The 15,391-nt window shown below is 60.7% G+C and carries 15 protein-coding genes and 1 pseudogene; 8 read left to right on the top strand and 8 right to left on the bottom strand.

What is annotated here, in order from left to right; all coding sequences use genetic code 11:
* Positions 1-10 precede the first annotated feature (10 nt).
* Positions 11-1,389: pseudogene (locus ABJN75_RS22050) on the top strand (IS3 family transposase).
* A gap of 95 nt (positions 1,390-1,484) precedes the next feature.
* On the opposite strand, the gene ABJN75_RS22055 reads toward ABJN75_RS22050, so the two are convergent.
* Complete coding sequence (locus ABJN75_RS22055; protein ID WP_348441775.1) at positions 1,485-2,639, bottom strand: aminotransferase class I/II-fold pyridoxal phosphate-dependent enzyme; 1,155 nt, start codon at positions 2,637-2,639, stop codon at positions 1,485-1,487.
* Positions 2,640-2,878: 239 nt separating this feature from the next.
* Here ABJN75_RS22055 and ABJN75_RS22060 point away from each other — a divergent pair, with 239 nt between their 5' ends.
* The 6 genes from ABJN75_RS22060 (at position 2,879) to ABJN75_RS22085 (ending at position 10,160) form a co-directional block, all read left to right on the top strand.
* Entirely contained in the window at positions 2,879-4,261 is a 1,383-nt protein-coding gene (locus ABJN75_RS22060; RefSeq protein WP_348441776.1) for a M48 family metalloprotease, read from the top strand.
* A gap of 57 nt (positions 4,262-4,318) precedes the next feature.
* On the top strand, positions 4,319-5,083 hold the full coding sequence (locus ABJN75_RS22065; protein WP_348441777.1) for a DsbA family protein: 765 nt from the start codon (positions 4,319-4,321) through the stop codon (positions 5,081-5,083).
* Between the two features lie 262 nt (positions 5,084-5,345).
* Positions 5,346-5,822, top strand: coding sequence for an acetyl-CoA carboxylase biotin carboxyl carrier protein (gene accB, locus ABJN75_RS22070; RefSeq protein WP_348441778.1), 477 nt, complete (start codon positions 5,346-5,348; stop codon positions 5,820-5,822).
* A 12-nt stretch (positions 5,823-5,834) separates the two neighbouring features.
* A complete protein-coding gene (accC, locus tag ABJN75_RS22075) occupies positions 5,835-7,184 on the top strand; it encodes an acetyl-CoA carboxylase biotin carboxylase subunit (RefSeq protein ID WP_348441779.1) in 1,350 nt (449 codons plus the stop codon).
* A gap of 34 nt (positions 7,185-7,218) precedes the next feature.
* The gene (aat, locus tag ABJN75_RS22080) at positions 7,219-7,839 is read left to right on the top strand and encodes a leucyl/phenylalanyl-tRNA--protein transferase (RefSeq protein WP_348441780.1); all 621 of its coding nucleotides are present in this window, start codon (positions 7,219-7,221) and stop codon (positions 7,837-7,839) included.
* Between the two features lie 350 nt (positions 7,840-8,189).
* Complete coding sequence (locus ABJN75_RS22085) at positions 8,190-10,160, top strand: OmpA family protein (RefSeq protein ID WP_348441781.1); 1,971 nt, start codon at positions 8,190-8,192, stop codon at positions 10,158-10,160.
* A gap of 83 nt (positions 10,161-10,243) precedes the next feature.
* Here ABJN75_RS22085 and ABJN75_RS22090 read toward each other — a convergent pair whose 3' ends face one another.
* The 3 genes from ABJN75_RS22090 to ABJN75_RS22100 all read right to left on the bottom strand — a co-directional run bounded on the left by ABJN75_RS22090 (position 10,244) and on the right by ABJN75_RS22100 (position 11,758).
* Entirely contained in the window at positions 10,244-10,675 is a 432-nt protein-coding gene (locus ABJN75_RS22090) for a DUF2155 domain-containing protein (RefSeq protein WP_348441782.1), read from the bottom strand.
* 116 nt (positions 10,676-10,791) lie between these two features.
* Positions 10,792-11,190: an NADH:ubiquinone oxidoreductase subunit NDUFA12 gene (locus ABJN75_RS22095; protein ID WP_348441783.1), complete on the bottom strand. Its 399-nt coding sequence runs from the start codon at positions 11,188-11,190 to the stop codon at positions 10,792-10,794.
* Positions 11,191-11,293: 103 nt separating this feature from the next.
* On the bottom strand, positions 11,294-11,758 hold the full coding sequence (locus ABJN75_RS22100) for a GNAT family N-acetyltransferase (RefSeq protein ID WP_348441784.1): 465 nt from the start codon (positions 11,756-11,758) through the stop codon (positions 11,294-11,296).
* A 284-nt stretch (positions 11,759-12,042) separates the two neighbouring features.
* Here ABJN75_RS22100 and ABJN75_RS22105 point away from each other — a divergent pair, with 284 nt between their 5' ends.
* Positions 12,043-12,252 carry a hypothetical protein gene (locus tag ABJN75_RS22105; RefSeq protein ID WP_348441785.1) on the top strand — a complete coding sequence of 70 codons (210 nt, stop codon included), beginning with the start codon at positions 12,043-12,045 and terminating at the stop codon, positions 12,250-12,252.
* Positions 12,253-12,400: 148 nt separating this feature from the next.
* On the opposite strand, the gene ABJN75_RS22110 is transcribed toward ABJN75_RS22105, so the two are convergent.
* The 4 genes from ABJN75_RS22110 to ABJN75_RS22125 form a co-directional block, all read right to left on the bottom strand.
* The gene (locus ABJN75_RS22110; protein WP_348441786.1) at positions 12,401-12,898 is read right to left on the bottom strand and encodes a GNAT family N-acetyltransferase; all 498 of its coding nucleotides are present in this window, start codon (positions 12,896-12,898) and stop codon (positions 12,401-12,403) included.
* A gap of 92 nt (positions 12,899-12,990) precedes the next feature.
* Complete coding sequence (locus tag ABJN75_RS22115) at positions 12,991-13,656, bottom strand: YdcF family protein (protein WP_348441787.1); 666 nt, start codon at positions 13,654-13,656, stop codon at positions 12,991-12,993.
* A 9-nt stretch (positions 13,657-13,665) separates the two neighbouring features.
* Positions 13,666-15,168, bottom strand: a complete 1,503-nt coding sequence (gatB, locus tag ABJN75_RS22120; protein ID WP_348441788.1) for an Asp-tRNA(Asn)/Glu-tRNA(Gln) amidotransferase subunit GatB — start codon at positions 15,166-15,168, stop codon at positions 13,666-13,668.
* 24 nt (positions 15,169-15,192) lie between these two features.
* Positions 15,193-15,391: hypothetical protein (locus tag ABJN75_RS22125; RefSeq protein ID WP_348441789.1), on the bottom strand; the 199-nt coding region annotated here is incomplete at its 5' end.

The raw sequence follows: 15,391 nt of genomic DNA on the forward strand, positions 1-15,391 counted from the left end.
GGGGGTTTGCATGTCCAAATACAGCACGTCTTTCAAGCAGTCGGTGGTGTTGGCGTATGAAGAGGGTTCAGACGGCTTCCGCCGAATCGCAGCTCGGTTTGGAATAGATCATTCGACCGTGGAAAAATGGGTTGCGATCCATGCTCAGCACGGCCTGGCTGGATTGGTGAAGAAGTTCAGCCACTACGACGCCGAGTTCAAGCTATCGGTACTTCGGCGGATATGGGAGGATGGGCTTTCCTACCGTCAGGCCGCTGCATTATTCAACATCCGCAACAAGAGCTGCCTTTCGGACTGGGAGCGGCGTTATGAACGCGGCGGGATAGAGGCATTGGCCCCGCGCCGCAGAGGAAGGCCCAAATCGATGCCCAAGCCGCCGACAGTCGCGCCCGCTGCAGAACACCCGCAAGTCTTGCCGGGCGATGACACCCGCAGCCGCGAGGAACTGGTGGCTGAGCTGAACTATCTGCGGATGGAGAACGACTACCTAAAAAAACTCAAGGCCTTAACGCAGGAACGACAAGCGCCGAAAAAGCGCAAGCCGTTGCCGCGTTAAGGCCATCCCATCCGCTTGCCGGCCTGCTGCAACTGGCAGGCTTGGCGCGCAGCACGTTCTACTATCGGCAAAAGACCTCCGCGCTGGCCGATCGGCATGCGGCGCTCAAGGACAGCATCAAGGCCGTCTTCACGCTTCACAAGGGCCGCTATGGCTATCGCCGGATCACGGCAGCGCTTTGCCGGCTGGGACAGCACGTCAATCACAAGACGGTTCAGCGCCTGATGGGGCAGATGGGGTTGAAGTCGCTGGTGCGCCCGAAGAAATATCGCTCCTACAAGGGAGCTGCCGGACGCATCGCTCCCGATCTCCTGAAGCGCCAGTTCAAAGCCGAGGCTGCGAACCTGAAATGGGTGACCGACGTCACCGAGTTCAACGTGGCGGGCGAGAAGCTCTATCTCTCACCGGTCATGGACCTCTTCAACGGCGAGATCATCGCCTTCGAGACAGCCCGCCGGCCCGTCTTCAAACTGGTGGAGGGCATGCTCACCAAGGCTTTGGAAAAACTGAAATGTGGAGAAAAGCCGATCCTGCATTCCGATCAGGGCTGGCAGTATCAGATGCCCGCCTATCAAAGCCAGCTGCAAACGCGGAACATCGTCCAGAGCATGTCACGCAAGGGCAACTGCCTCGACAACGCCGCCATGGAAAGCTTCTTTGCCGTGCTGAAATCCGAACTCTTCCATCCCAACACGTTCGAAAGCCCGCAAAGCTTGAAGGCCGGTATCGAGGAATACATCCACTATTATAACCACGACAGGATCAAGATGAAACTCAAAGGGCTGAGCCCTGTACAATACAGGACCCAGCCCTTAAATCTGCCCAGCCTATAAACCGTCCAACTTAATGGGGTCAGTTCAGCGACCGCCGGTTTTTTAATGTCCGGAATTGTGACAGCAGGCTTCGTCAGGCCAGAGCCCGACCCGGCTCAGCGATTGCCGAGCCAGATTTGCATGCGGTCAAGCGCCCTGCTCATGTCGTCAAGGCTGCCGGCATAGGAAAACCGCATGAACCGCGGGCCATCGACTGGATCGAAATCCCTGCCCGGCGTCGCCGCCACATGGATATCGGCCAGCATCTGGCGGGCGAAGGCCATCGAATCATTGGTATGTCCCGAGACATCGACCCACGCGTAGAAGGCGCCATCCATGGGCGCGGCGAACGGCAATGCAAGCGCCGGCAGGCGCTCGGCGAGCAATGTCCGGTTCCGCCGGTAGCCGTCGCGAACCGCCTCCATCTCGGCAATCCCCGCCAGCGCCGCCTCTGCGGCGATCTGGGACAATTCCGGAGGGCTGATGTAAAGGCTCTGCGCCAGACATTCTACCGGACGCACCAGATCTTCAGGCAGCACCATCCAGCCGATGCGCCAGCCGGTCATGCAGAAATACTTCGAGAATGAATTGATCACGACCGCATTGTCCGACACCGACAAGGCCGTGGTTTCCTCACCGCTCCAGGTCAGGCCATGATAGATTTCATCGGAAATGAAGGCCACGCCGCGATCCGCGCACCATTCGTCGAGCCTGGCGATTGCCTGTCTGGAATGCACCGCACCGGTCGGGTTGGCCGGGCTGGCGATCAGGACGCCGGCAACGCGTGCGCCGGCTTCATGTTCCGCCGCTTCGATCGCCTCGGGCGTCAGCGCATGCCCGGTCGAGCCATCGACGGCGATCTCGACGACTTTCAGGCCCAGAGCCGAGAGAATGTTGCGATAAGCCGGGTAACCGGGCCGGGTGATGACGACCAGATCGCCGGGATTGAACAGTTGCAGAAACGCCAGATTGAAACCGGCTGACGATCCCGCGGTCACGGCGACGCGGCGGGGATCGAGATCGACGTCGTGGACCCGCTTGTAATGCCCGGCGATCGCCTGGCGCAAGCTCTTGACGCCGAGAGCATCGGTATACCCCAGGCGTCCGGCCTCGAGCGCCCGTGCAGCTGCGGTCAGAGCCACGGCCGGCGCCGGATGCGCCGGCTGCCCCACCGCCATGGAGATCACATCCCTGCCCTCGCTCTTGAGTCTGGTTGCTTCCGCCAGAATATCCATGGCGTGAAACGGCTCAACCGATAGCTTGCGCTGCATTGTCAACTCCGAAACTCCCTTGTCAAACCTGTACTGCCCCATCGGACCAGCACCACGCGGCTGTTCCGGCCCGTCGAGACGTCAAAGCCGAGGATGAGGCCGTGCCTGACGCCAGCCGCACAAATGCCTGATTGTCATGTCCATCACAAGAGCGCGAGGAGGATGGATCGTCGGGCTTTGACGATTGCTTTTCCAGACATAGCCATTACTTTTGGGATATGATGAGGATATCAAACTCAATGGCGACGTACTCCAAGGTTGACCGGGCACGCGTCATCCGCCGAACCGTTACAGCCATGACCGCCGCGATGCTTTCCTGCACTCTGGCGCTGCCCGCGTTTGCGCAGGGCAATGTTCAGGTTGTGCGCGACGCCGAAGTCGAGACCCTGCTCAGGGACTACGCCACGCCTGTGCTCAAGGCAGCAGGGCTGAAGACCAGCCGGGTTCAGATCGTCCTTGTCAACGATCCAAGCTTCAACGCGTTTGTTGACGGCCAGCGGATCTTCGTCAACACCGGCGCGCTGACCGCCGCGACCGTGCCGAATGAGATCATCGGCGTCATCGCGCACGAAGCTGGACATCTGGCCGGCGGGCATCAGCAAAGGCTGCGCGAGCAAATCGCCGCTGCGCGCACCTTGGCGATTGTCGGTGGTCTGCTTGGGGCAGGCGCCATTGCCGCGGGCAGCATTGCCGGCAGTTCGGGCGGAGCGCAGGCTGGTGGCGCGCTGATCACCGCCGCGCCCGGGATCGCACAACGCAGCCTGCTGAGTTACCGCCGCTCCGAGGAGATGAACGCCGACCAGGCTGCCGCGCGCTATCTCAACGCCACCGGGCAATCGATGCGCGGCATGCTGACCACGTTCGAGCGTTTCTCCCAGAGCCTTTCGCTGTCGGGAGTTCAGGTCGACAAATACCAGATCAGCCATCCGCTGCCGCGCGAGCGCATCGCGCTGCTGGAGGAGCTGGCGCGCAAGAGCAAGCATTTCGGCGCAAAGGATCCCGCAAGTCTTGTGCAACGCCATCAAATGATGCGTGCCAAGATCGCAGCCTACATGGGCGGCGCCAGCTCTGTGGCCCGTCTGTTTTCCGATGATCGGGCTTCCGTGGCGGCCCGGTATGGCGACGCCATCGCCACCGACCTGGCAGGCAATTCCGCAGCATCACTCAAGAAACTCGATGCGTTGATCCGGGAACAGCCGAACAATCCCTATTTCCACGAATTTCGCGGCGAAGTTCTGATCAAGCTGCGCAAGAGCGACGAGGCGATCAAGGAATTCAACCAGGCGGTCAAGCTCGACCCGACCAAATCTCCGCTGATCAGGGCGCGGCTGGGTTTCGCGCTTGTTGCTTCGGGCAAGCCTGCCAACATGGGACGCGCCATTGACGAGTTGCGGGCATCGCTGCAAAGCGAGCCGGAGAACTTCTCGGCCTACCGACACCTGTCTCAGGCCTATGCCCAGGCCGGCGATATCGCCAATGCCGAACTGATCATGGCGGAAGGCAATTTTCGCGCCGGCAACACCCGTGATGCCAAGGTTTTCGCAGCCCGTGCGCTGCAAAAACTGCCCAAGGGTTCACCGGGAGCGCTCAGAGCCAACGACATCTTAACCATCGGAAAATAGAACACTTCTGCGGGGCCGACGGAGCGTCGCGGCGGTTGAAACAAGGATCCTGACACAATGAAACACCTCACCCGCACCGGTCTGCTGACCGCTCTTCTGATCAGCGTGTCCACGGCCCTGCCGCTGCCCGCTGCGGCGCTCGATGACAGCCAGAAGCAGGAATTCGGAGCATTTATCCGCGAATACCTCATGGCAAATCCCGAGATCATCGAGGAAATGAGCCAGGCGCTGGAAATCAAGAAGGAAACGGAAAGCCGCGTGATGGCGCAGGCCGCGATCACTGACAACAAGGAGGCCATCTTCCGTGCGCCCGAGGACGTGGTTCTTGGCAATCCGGATGGCGACGTCACGATTGTCGAGTTCTATGATTACAATTGCGGCTTCTGCAAGCGCGCCATGAACGACATGATCGGCCTGCTCGACAAGGATCCGAACCTGCGTTTCGTGCTCAAGGAATTTCCAATTCTGGGGCCCGATTCGCTTGCCGCACACCGGGTTGCCATGTCGTTTCGAAAGCTTGCGCCGGAACTCTACAGTGATTTCCACATGAAGCTGCTCGGCGGCGATGTTCGCGCCACCGAGACGCAGGCAATCGAGATTGCGAAGAGCCTGGGAGTTGAAGAAGCTGCGCTGGTCGCCGGGATGGATGATCCTGCAATCGACCAGTCAATCCGGCAAACCTATGAACTGGCCAACGCCCTTGGCATTTCAGGCACACCTTCGTTTGTTATCGGTGATGAAGCCGTGTTCGGAGCCGTTGGCGAGGAGACGCTGCTGGCGAAGATCAACAATATGCGCCAATGCGAAAGCACCATCTGTTGACATGACCGGCTCGAACCAGCCGCAAGCGCGATCAATCGCTTGTGGACAATCCGCGCTATCAAGCGAAAGCCTTCCCCGGCGGCCTACATCCAGTGTATGCCTGAGGGTCACACGCCTTACCCCGGTTCCCGGGTAGCGGCCTTTTCACGGCTCCGCGCCGTCGCAGGCTTGTCATTTGGCAGTGCGGGGCTGTAAAGGGTCGGATAATCAGCGAAACGGCGCCAAATGCCGTTCGCAACAACAAAACAGAGGCAATAGTCCGATGGCAACACGAAAACCGTCGATCGACCAGGATTTGATCCGGGATCTGGCCAACATTCTCAATGAAACCGATCTCACCGAGATCGAGATCGAACAGGATGATCTGCGTGTGCGTGTCAGCCGCGCCGGAACGGTTCAGACCGTTCACGCGCCAATTGCGCAGCATCAGGCGCCCGCGCCGGCGGTGCCGCTACAGTCTGCCACGGCTTCCGCGGAAGCAGTCGCGACCGCAGCCGCAAAAACAGCCAACACGGTCACCGCTCCGATGGTCGGCACCGTATACCTGTCGCCGGCACCAGGCGCCAAAGCGTTCGTCGAGGTTGGGCAAACGGTGACGGAAGGTCAGACAATCCTGATCATTGAAGCCATGAAGACCATGAACCAGATCCCCGCACCGCGCGCCGGCAAGGTCGTCGAGGTAATGGTCACCGATGGCCATCCGGTGGAATTTGCCGAACCGATGATTGTGATCGAGTAAGTGAGCCAGGCCATGTTCTCCAAGGTCCTTATTGCCAATCGGGGCGAGATCGCACTCAGGGTGCTCAGGGCTTGCAAGGAGCTCGGCATACAGACCGTTGCGGTGCATTCGACCGCCGACCAGGACGCCATGCATGTGCGGCTGGCCGACGAGAGCGTTTGCATCGGTCCGCCGCCATCGCGCGACAGCTATCTCAACATTCACCAGATCGTCGCGGCTTGCGAGATAACCGGAGCGGACGCGGTGCATCCCGGTTACGGATTCCTGTCCGAAAATGCCAAGTTCGCCGATATTCTTGAAGCGCACGGCATTACCTTTATCGGACCAACCGCCGACCACATCCGTCTGATGGGCGACAAGATCACGGCCAAGAAGACCGCTGTGAGCCTGGGCATTCCGTGTGTTCCGGGCTCCGACGGCGAGGTGTTCGATGTCGAGCAAGCCCTCGAGGTCGCCAAGGAAACCGGCTATCCGGTGTTGATCAAGGCAACCGCGGGCGGCGGCGGCAGGGGCATGAAAATCGCCAACAACGCCGGCGAACTTTCCGAAGCCCTGTCGACAGCACGGTCGGAAGCATTGGCCAACTTTGGCAATGATGCCGTCTACATGGAAAAGTATCTCGGCCAGCCGCGCCATATCGAGATCCAGGTCCTTGGCGATGGCGAGGGCAACGCGGTCCATCTGGGCGAGCGCGACTGCTCGCTGCAACGGCGACACCAGAAGGTCTGGGAAGAAGCCAACTCGCCCTCGCTCAATGAAAACCAGCGGATGGAAATCGGCGAAATCTGTGCGGTGGCGATGCGCAAGCTGAAATATCGCGGCGCCGGCACCATCGAGTTTCTGTATGAGAATGGCGAGTTCTTTTTCATCGAAATGAACACGCGCCTGCAAGTAGAGCACACCATTACCGAAGCGATCACGGGCATCGATCTGGTCAATGAACAGATCCGGATCGCGTCTGGCGCCGGATTGTCGGTCACCCAGGAAGACATCCGCTTCCATGGTCATGCCATCGAGTGCCGGATCAACGCCGAAGACCCGTCCACCTTTGTGCCCTCACCCGGCACGATCACGCATTACCACCCGCCTGGCGGGCTTGGCGTAAGGGTCGATTCCGGCGTTTATCAGGGCTACAAGATCCCGCCTTATTATGACAGCCTGATCGGAAAGCTGATCGTTCACGGGCGCACGCGGGTAGAATGCATGATGCGGCTGCGGCGGGCGCTGGACGAGTTTGTCGTCGACGGCATCAAGACAACGATCCCGCTGTTTCGCGATCTTCTTGCCAATCCGGACATCGCAAATGGCGACTACGACATCCACTGGCTGGAAAAATTCCTTGCAGCCAAAGCCGACAAATAGATCTCCCCTTTCTCCGGCTGGGGGAGATTGAGCCTTGCGGCACGGCGACCATCTCCGGATCACGCCTGAATTGCTGCTGCGCGCCTATGCCTCGGGTTTGTTCCCGATGGCTGATTCCGCCGACGACCCGGACCTGTTCTGGGTCGAGCCGGAATTGCGCGGGATTTTGCCGCTCGACGGGTTCCATGTGCCCAAACGGCTGGCCCGTACGGTGCGGCAGGCGCCGTTCGAAATCCGCTTCGACACAGCCTTCGATGAAGTCCTGGCGGCGTGCGCCCAAAGCGTCGAGAACCGGCCTTCAACCTGGATCAATTCGACCATCGCCGAACTTTACGGCAGCTTGCACCGGCTCGGCCACGCTCACAGCGTCGAGGCCTGGCGCGATGGCGAGTTGGTGGGCGGGCTTTACGGGGTCTCGCTAAGACGGGTGTTCTTTGGCGAAAGCATGTTCAGCCGCGCCACCGATGCGTCCAAGATCTGCCTTGTGCATCTGGTCGAGCGGCTTCGAGCCCGCGGCTTCGTGCTGCTCGACACCCAGTTCACCACAGAGCATCTCAAGCGTTTCGGTGCGATCGATATTCCACGTCAGGAGTATGTCGGGATGCTCGAAGAAGCGCTTGAAGGACCGGACCTGAAGTTTTCGGAGCAGCCATAGCGGGAATTTCCCGCAGTCCTCAAATAGCCTCGTTGGCTGAGCAAGGCTTCATCCCCCACTACTTGACTCCCCATCAAACCACGCGCGCGTCCGGTTTTGTACGACTTTCGGGAAAAGCCGCGAGTGACACGACGGCAAATGCGGATCCGTAAAGCCGAATTTTGCAGCACCCGGCACGCAATCGCCATTGCAAATGGAACCGCACCGAAGGCCCGAACGTTACAGAGGTGACGGATTTCCCAAAAGGAGTTGCACTCGTGACACTAACCCGACTTTTACTCGCGTCCACCGCCATCAGTCTGAGCGGCCTGGGCATTGCCCATGCAGGACCTCTTTCAATTGCAAGATCAGTGACGGGCTCAGTCCCGGCCCCGGCAATCGTCCGGGTGCAGATGAGCCCCGGAGATGCCCAGGCAGCGCTGGCGGCGGCTCTCGCACGCCTGTCGGAAGCACAAGCGTCAGGCGGAGATGTCGCGGCGGCTCAAGCCGACGTTGCCGCGGCACAGGCCAATGTCGCCGCTGCCCAAGCTGCGGCGCAACCTGCGCCAGCCCCGGAACCGGCCCCCGAACCAGCCGCTCCCGCCGCTGAGCCGGCGCCGGAAGCCGCCCCCGTCCCACAACCGGCTCCCGCCGAGAAGCCAGCAGCGGCGCCACAACCTGCCCCGAAACCAGAACCGGCGCCTGTACCTGAAGCAACGCCACCCGCGGCAGAACCGGTGCCAGCACCGCAACCTGCCCCGGCGGATGCCACACCGGAACCCAAGGCTGAAGAAGCGCCCGCAGCACCTGCGGAAGCCGCGCCTGAACCTGTCCCGACTCCCGAACCTGCGCCGGCACAGGAAGCAGTCGAACAGCCTGCCGCCGAGGCTCCAGCGAAGGAGGCCCCACCGGCCCCCGAAGCAGCACCCGAAGTGACGCCGGCGCCAGAGGCCCCGGCTGAAGCCAAGCCGGAGAAAGCCGTTCCAGAAGCCAAACCTGCTACCGCGCCGGAAAAGGCCGCTGATCCCGCCGCGGAAGCACCGGCCGCGGCACCAGAGGCTCAACAACCTGCGGCACAAGAAGAGGCCAAGCCGGCAAAGAAACCGGCAAAACCGGCAGCAGCGGACTCGGACGCTGGAGCAGAAAAATCCAAAGCCGAGCCTGAAGCCGCGCAGACCGATGGTTCTCAACCGGCTGGGGACGCCGATGCTCCGGCCCAGCCTGCTGACGCCGCACCGGCGCAACCCGCAGAGCAGTTGACCTTGCCGGTTGAAAACGGCGCCCCCGTGCTTGACAGCGCCAAGGAAGAGCCTGCGGCAGGTGAAAACGGCGCTCCGGCCGCAGCTCAGTCAAACGAGCCCGCTGCACCCCCGCCCACCTCGGATCAGGAATCCCAGGCACCCGCCTTGCGGGACACGCCCGCCCCACAGGCGCTTTCCGAGCGGGGCGAACGTATCGACCAATCGCCACCACGCGAGCAGCAAACCAACGTGACCATTGTCAACCAGGTCGACAACCGCACGATCATTGAAGTCGACAATCGCACGATCATCGAGCATGACGAACGCGACCGGCTTCAGGCGGGCAGCGAGGAAGTCTATTATGAGCAGCTTGGTGGCGGACGGGTGCGCGAAGTCATCGTCCGGCCGAATGGTGTGCAACTGGTCACGATCTCCAATCGCTGGGGCGACGTGATGCAACGCAGCCGGATCATGCCGGACGGCCAGGAATATGTGCTGTTTTACGCCAATGCCAACAGCGATGGTTCGCGCGAGGCATTTGTCGATCCGGGCCGTAATCTGCCCAGGCTGCAACTGCAGATTCCGGTCAGTGAGTACATTCTGGACGCAACCGATGCCGAGCCATCGGCGTATCTCGACTTCCTGATGGAGCCTCCGGTCGAACAGGTGGAACGTCTCTACACGGTCGAGGAAGTTCGCCGGTCAGCCCGTATCCGCGACAAGGTTCGCCGCATCGATCTCGACAGCCTGACTTTCGAGTTTGGCAAGGCGACGATCGCCGACGACCAGATTCAGCGGCTTTCGGATGTCGCCGACGCCATGACCAGGATTCTGGAGGAGAACCCTGCGGAGACCTTCCTGATCGAAGGCCACACCGACGCCGTGGGCAAGGACAATGCAAACCTGCTGCTCTCGGACGAACGCGCTGAAACGATCGCGGTGGCATTGACGGACGTGTTCGGCATTCCGCCCGAAAACCTCGTCACGCAAGGGTACGGTGAGCGCTACCTCAAGATCCGGACCGAAGCACCGGAACGGCTCAACCGTCGGGTGACCATCCGCCGCATCACGCCGCTGGTCACACCGGTCGCTTCGCGCTAACCCCGCACCGGCCAGCCCAACAAGCAAACGCCTCGTGTCTGACGGACACGGGGCGTTTTGCCGTTGCGGACTGTTGGGGAAAATCAGTTGCCCGGAGTTGGAGCCGGTATATCGGACTGCTGTTTGCATTCCGTGAGCCAGACATCATAGACGGCGTGATCCACCGCATTGAGACCGGGCGAATCGGCAAACATCCATCCAGTGAACAGCCGACGGACCTTGCGATCCAGCGTAATCTCGTCGACCTCGACAAAAGTGGTGGTCTTCGGCGGTTCGGTCTCGTCGCGGCTGTAGCAAACCCGCGGCGTCACCTGAAGCGCGCCGAACTGGACGGTCTCGTTGACATAGACATCGAAGGTGGTAATTCGCCCGGTGATCTTGTCGATCCCGGAAAACACAGCCACGGGGTTTTCGATTCGGGCCGCGAGCGCCGGCGCACCGGCGGCCAGAAGACCCAATGATACGGCAAGGAGCGCGCCAGTGCGCTTTGCCAGATTATAAGCGTGGATTGTCATCGGCTTCACTCGTCACAATGCCCGCTCGGGGCTGCTCCGGCATGTCTACCGCACCGGCGTCAATGAAGCGTTAACCATGAAATGTGGCATGGCTGCGCCAAAGAAGTCGCGGCTTGTTATGATTTCGGCGTCCAGGCGTCATAGTCGCCGGTCACATGCGGACGGGCGCCCTGATTGAGAATCGAACCCTTGGGGTGGTATGCCCCGCCGGTGCCGGTCAGGTTTCGCTGATGCGCCTTTTCCCAGGGTCTGGCGACATAAGTCTCGGCGGACGGCGACACATCAGTGCGGTGATGCATCCAGCCATGCCAGCCGGCGGGAATCGCAGAGGCTTCGGCCGGACCGTTGTAGATCACCCAGCGCCGGGTGCGGCCTTCAGAGTCCAATCCGCCCTCGTAATAGACGTTGCCGGACTCATCCTCGCCAACACGCTTTCCATGCCGCCAAGTGTGGAACCTGGTTCCCAGGGTCTGTCCATTCCACCAGGTGAATATCTGAAGAAGTAGCGTCTTCATGAAAGCCTCTCTTCCGTGGACCAGGCGACCGTTTTCCAGCCGCGTCACTTCCCGCCTTATGGCCCGCTCTGGCCGCATTGTCCAGTGGCGGAAGGGTCTAAGCTCAGCGCAATTTCATCTTGAAACCGGCATGGCTCCGGGTGAAGCCGAGGTTCTGGTAAAACCTGTGGGCGTCGTGCCGCACGGCGTTCGACATCAATTGCACCAGGCGCGCGCCCTGATCCCTGCCCTGGGCAATTGCATGATTGACCATGCTCTGGCCGATACCGAGCCCGCGCATATCGGTGCGGGTATGCACTGCCTCAATGGTCAAACTCGAAGCCCCCTTGCCGGTCAGCGACGTGATCAGCGTGGTCTGGAATGTGCCGACGACCTCACCATCCCTGACCGCGACATAAAGCGCGTCATTGGGACTGGTCGCGATGCGATCAAAGGCGGCCAGGTAGAGTGGAAGCTCGGCGGGGTCAGCGCTGTCACCATGACCGCCAAGCGTGTCCTGCGCGAACATCGCGGCAATGGCAGCCACATCACCCCGGTCGGCCAGGCGGATTTCAATAGATCTCGTCATGATGTCAGAACTCCGATCAGATCAGTGGAGACCGGCACACACAGGCCGATGAAGAAATCAGGATTTCTCCTAGCATGCGGGAAGTCTGCCGTCATGAGCCATGCACAGCCGACCCCTGGCACTACAACATGTGCCTAAGGCCCGAACCGGGCTGCGGACCATCATCCTGTCTGGATCATGGTGGACATCGAAGAGGAGAGTTTTCATGACCTTCAGATTTGCGATTGCGACCCTGTCGCTGCATCTCGCTGGCATCAACGCCAACCGTGGCCCAGGACGGGTCGGTGGGCATTGCCTTTCCCCAAGCGCCCGAACAGTCCTCAGGTGGGTGCACCGGTCAAAACACCGACAAGACGCTTGGCCGCGCGCGGACCAAATGTGCCGGGGGCGGCGCCATGGAACAGGACTGCCTGCGGGTCAAATGGTGCTACCCGACCGGTTGCTCGGCAGATCTGGTGGTGCAGCACCAGGAAGGCCCGCACTGGCATCTGTAACTGTGCGGCCGCAACTTAAAGGAAGCTGTGATGGTCGCTGTTGCGGTTGCCTGCGACCGCGAGCTCCGGCGCTCTATCATCGTCTGTCCGGCGGTGCGGTTTTGGCACGATGAGGGCAGAGAACTGGCTGCTAAATGAGCCGTCCGGATTACCCCGCGAGCGGTTTTGACAGGATCAGCGCCGGAATGCCCGATTCGCCCCTGGCGCAATTGTCGGTGCGTCCGGTCTCCTTCATGCCGTGAGCCTGGTAGAACGCAATCGCCGGTTCATTGCCCGGATCGACTTCCAGCGTCAGGTTTTGCGCGTCCGGAAAGCAGGTCTCGATTTCGGCGAACAGATCACGCCCGATCCCCAGTCCCTGACATTCAGGCCGCACGTAAAGCTGATGCAGCGAAACCATCTTGGTTCCGGCCTTGTAGCTGGCAAAGGCAACGCCTCCGATCAGCTTGCCATCGTCGGCCACCAGAAATTCGCCATGCGGGCGATCGAGCATAGCCTTGATCGCGGTTTCGGAATGCCAGTCCGCGATGATTTCCTCGACCTTTGCGGCTCCGTAAAACGGCGCATAGGTGGCCCGCCAGGTTTCGGCCAACACATCGCGGATGGCCGGAATATCGCGGGCAGAGGCGGAGCGAACAAAGAACATCGGGGCTTCCTATCGTTGTCACGGCTCAAGGCCATGCAATTGAACAATGTGCTGTCGTTGATTTTTCCGCGGCAGTTTCATCCCGCGCCGGTTCAACGGTCAAGAAGTGAACGAACCCGTGGGGGTAAATGATTGGTGAACCCTGCCGTCACCAGCCTGTCAAATGCCATTCGAACGTCTGCCCCAAGCGGCTGCAGGGCTTGAAATCCGGTGTCCGGATATGCGGCCATGCGCCAGACGTCGCCAACCATTTCAGCAATCAACGCTTCGAGCGAATGATGCTTGCCGGGCTGCTCGGCCAAGGAATGTTCCGGAGCGGTGATCATCGACGTCACCTGCGGCCATTTGACCGCCAGACTCGCGCTCACCCGCCGCCGCGTTTGCGGTTTTGTAACCCAGATCAGCCGTTGCGCATCGGGGATGATCGAGCGAACAAAACCGATGTTCTCACCGATATTGGTGGCTTTTTCTTCAGCCGTGATCGCCTCGCCGGGGACACCCAGTGAAACGGCGCGTTGGAGGAACGCTGCGGCCTCCGACCCTGCGAACATGCCCTGGGTCCAGTTGCCGGAGGCTCCGGTGAAGATGATCCTTGAAGCCAGTCCGCGATGGAACAGCTGTGCACATCGGTCGGCCACACGCAGGTCGTAGCTGCCCAAACCGATGATCGCGTCCGCAGTCTCGAGCGGTGTCTCGGTGTTGTGGTAATCCCACAGAACGCGGGCATGGCGCAGCACGGACTGATCGACCGCTGCCATCGCGCCGCGTTATTCCTCAATGCCGAGCTTGGCCTTGACCAGATCCTGCACAGCCTTGGGGTTGGCCTTGCCGCCGGTGGCCTTCATCACCTGACCGACAAACCAGCCGGCGAGCGCGGGCTTGGCCTGGGCCTTGGCCACCTGATCCGGATTGGCGGCGATCACCTCGTCGACCGCCTTTTCGATGGCGCCGGTGTCGGTGACCTGTTTCATGCCGCGGGCTTCGACCACTTCCGCCGGATCGCCGCCCTCTTCCCAGATGATTTCGAACAGGTCCTTGGCGATCTTGCCGGAAATCGTGCCATCCTTGATCAGATCGATCACGCCGCCGAGCTGGGCGGGGGAAACCGGAGTCTCTTCAATGCCTTTGCCGGATTTGTTCAAGGCGCCCAGCAGGTCGTTGATGATCCAGTTGGCCGTCATCTTGCCGTCGCGGCCGCTTGCCACTTCTTCAAAATAGTCAGCCACGGCCTTTTCAGAAACCAGGATCGACGCATCGTAGATGCTCAGCCCCATGTCGGCGACAAAGCGCGCTTTCTTGTCATCGGGCAATTCCGGCAGGTCTGCCTTCAGCGCTTCGACAAAGGCGTCGTCGAATTCGAGCGGCAGCAGATCCGGATCGGGGAAATAGCGGTAGTCATGCGCATCTTCCTTGGAGCGCATCGAGCGGGTTTCACCCTTGCCGGGGTCGAACAGGCGGGTTTCCTGATCAATCGTGCCGCCATCCTCGATGATGCCGATCTGGCGGCGGGCTTCATAATCGATGGCCTGGCCGACGAAGCGGATCGAGTTGACGTTCTTGATCTCGCAGCGGGTGCCGAATTCGCCGCCCGGTTTCCTGACCGACACATTGACGTCGGCGCGCATCGAGCCCTCATCCATATTGCCGTCGCAGGTGCCGAGATAGCGCAGGATCGAGCGGAGCTTGGTGACATAGGCCTTGGCCTCGTCAGCCGAGCGCATGTCGGGCTTGGAGACGATCTCCATCAGCGCCACGCCGGAACGGTTGAGATCCACATAGGACATGGCCGGATGCTGGTCATGCATCGACTTGCCCGCATCCTGTTCCAGATGCAGCCGCTCGATGCCGATCTCGATATCCTCGAACTGGCCCTGACGGTCCGGGCCGACCGAGATGATGATCTCGCCCTCGCCAACGATCGGATCCTTGAACTGGGAGATCTGATAGCCCTGCGGCAGATCGGGATAGAAATAGTTCTTGCGGTCGAAAACCGAGCGGTTGTTGATCTGCGCCTTCAGCCCGAGCCCGGTGCGCACGGCCTGGCGCACGCATTCCTCGTTGATCACCGGCAGCATGCCCGGCATGGCCGCGTCAACCAGGCTCACATTGGAGTTGGCATCCTTGCCGAAGCGCGTCGAGGCACCCGAGAAAAGCTTCGAATTGCTGGTCACCTGGGCGTGCACCTCGAGGCCGATGATGATTTCCCAATCGCCGGTGGCGCCGGGAATCAGCCGTTTGGGATCAGGAGTGCGGGTGTCGACGAGGGTCATAGCAGGCTCATTATCTTGGAAACTTCAGCGTCCTGTCCGGTAGAACAAAGCAGGCCGGACTGCAAGGCTTTCCGGGCATTTGACCAGGGCAATCGGGTGAAGAAATGCGTGACAAAGGGGTAATAAGCTGAATCTGTCGTGATCCTCTGATTTGGAAGGAGGACGACGATGGATGATGTGGTGGTGGAGTGTGATGCGGTTGGCGAAGCGGTTGTCTTTCTTC

This window comes from Hoeflea sp., from assembly GCF_039975035.1.
Taxonomy (GTDB): domain Bacteria; phylum Pseudomonadota; class Alphaproteobacteria; order Rhizobiales; family Rhizobiaceae; genus Hoeflea.

What these genes read in the sequence shown, in the direction of transcription:
- ABJN75_RS22110 (WP_348441786.1), bottom strand. Translation starts at nt 12,898, where the DNA reads ATGTTCTTTGTTCGCTCCGCCTCTGCCCGCGATATTCCGGCCATCCGC.
- gatB (WP_348441788.1), bottom strand. Translation starts at nt 15,168, where the DNA reads ATGACCCTCGTCGACACCCGCACTCCTGATCCCAAACGGCTGATTCCC.
- ABJN75_RS22055 (WP_348441775.1), bottom strand. Translation starts at nt 2,639, where the DNA reads ATGCAGCGCAAGCTATCGGTTGAGCCGTTTCACGCCATGGATATTCTG.
- ABJN75_RS22100 (WP_348441784.1), bottom strand. Translation starts at nt 11,758, where the DNA reads ATGACGAGATCTATTGAAATCCGCCTGGCCGACCGGGGTGATGTGGCT.
- ABJN75_RS22065 (WP_348441777.1), top strand. Translation starts at nt 4,319, where the DNA reads ATGAAACACCTCACCCGCACCGGTCTGCTGACCGCTCTTCTGATCAGC.
- accC (WP_348441779.1), top strand. Translation starts at nt 5,835, where the DNA reads ATGTTCTCCAAGGTCCTTATTGCCAATCGGGGCGAGATCGCACTCAGG.
- ABJN75_RS22090 (WP_348441782.1), bottom strand. Translation starts at nt 10,675, where the DNA reads ATGACAATCCACGCTTATAATCTGGCAAAGCGCACTGGCGCGCTCCTT.
- ABJN75_RS22115 (WP_348441787.1), bottom strand. Translation starts at nt 13,656, where the DNA reads ATGGCAGCGGTCGATCAGTCCGTGCTGCGCCATGCCCGCGTTCTGTGG.
- accB (WP_348441778.1), top strand. Translation starts at nt 5,346, where the DNA reads ATGGCAACACGAAAACCGTCGATCGACCAGGATTTGATCCGGGATCTG.
- ABJN75_RS22095 (WP_348441783.1), bottom strand. Translation starts at nt 11,190, where the DNA reads ATGAAGACGCTACTTCTTCAGATATTCACCTGGTGGAATGGACAGACC.
- ABJN75_RS22060 (WP_348441776.1), top strand. Translation starts at nt 2,879, where the DNA reads ATGGCGACGTACTCCAAGGTTGACCGGGCACGCGTCATCCGCCGAACC.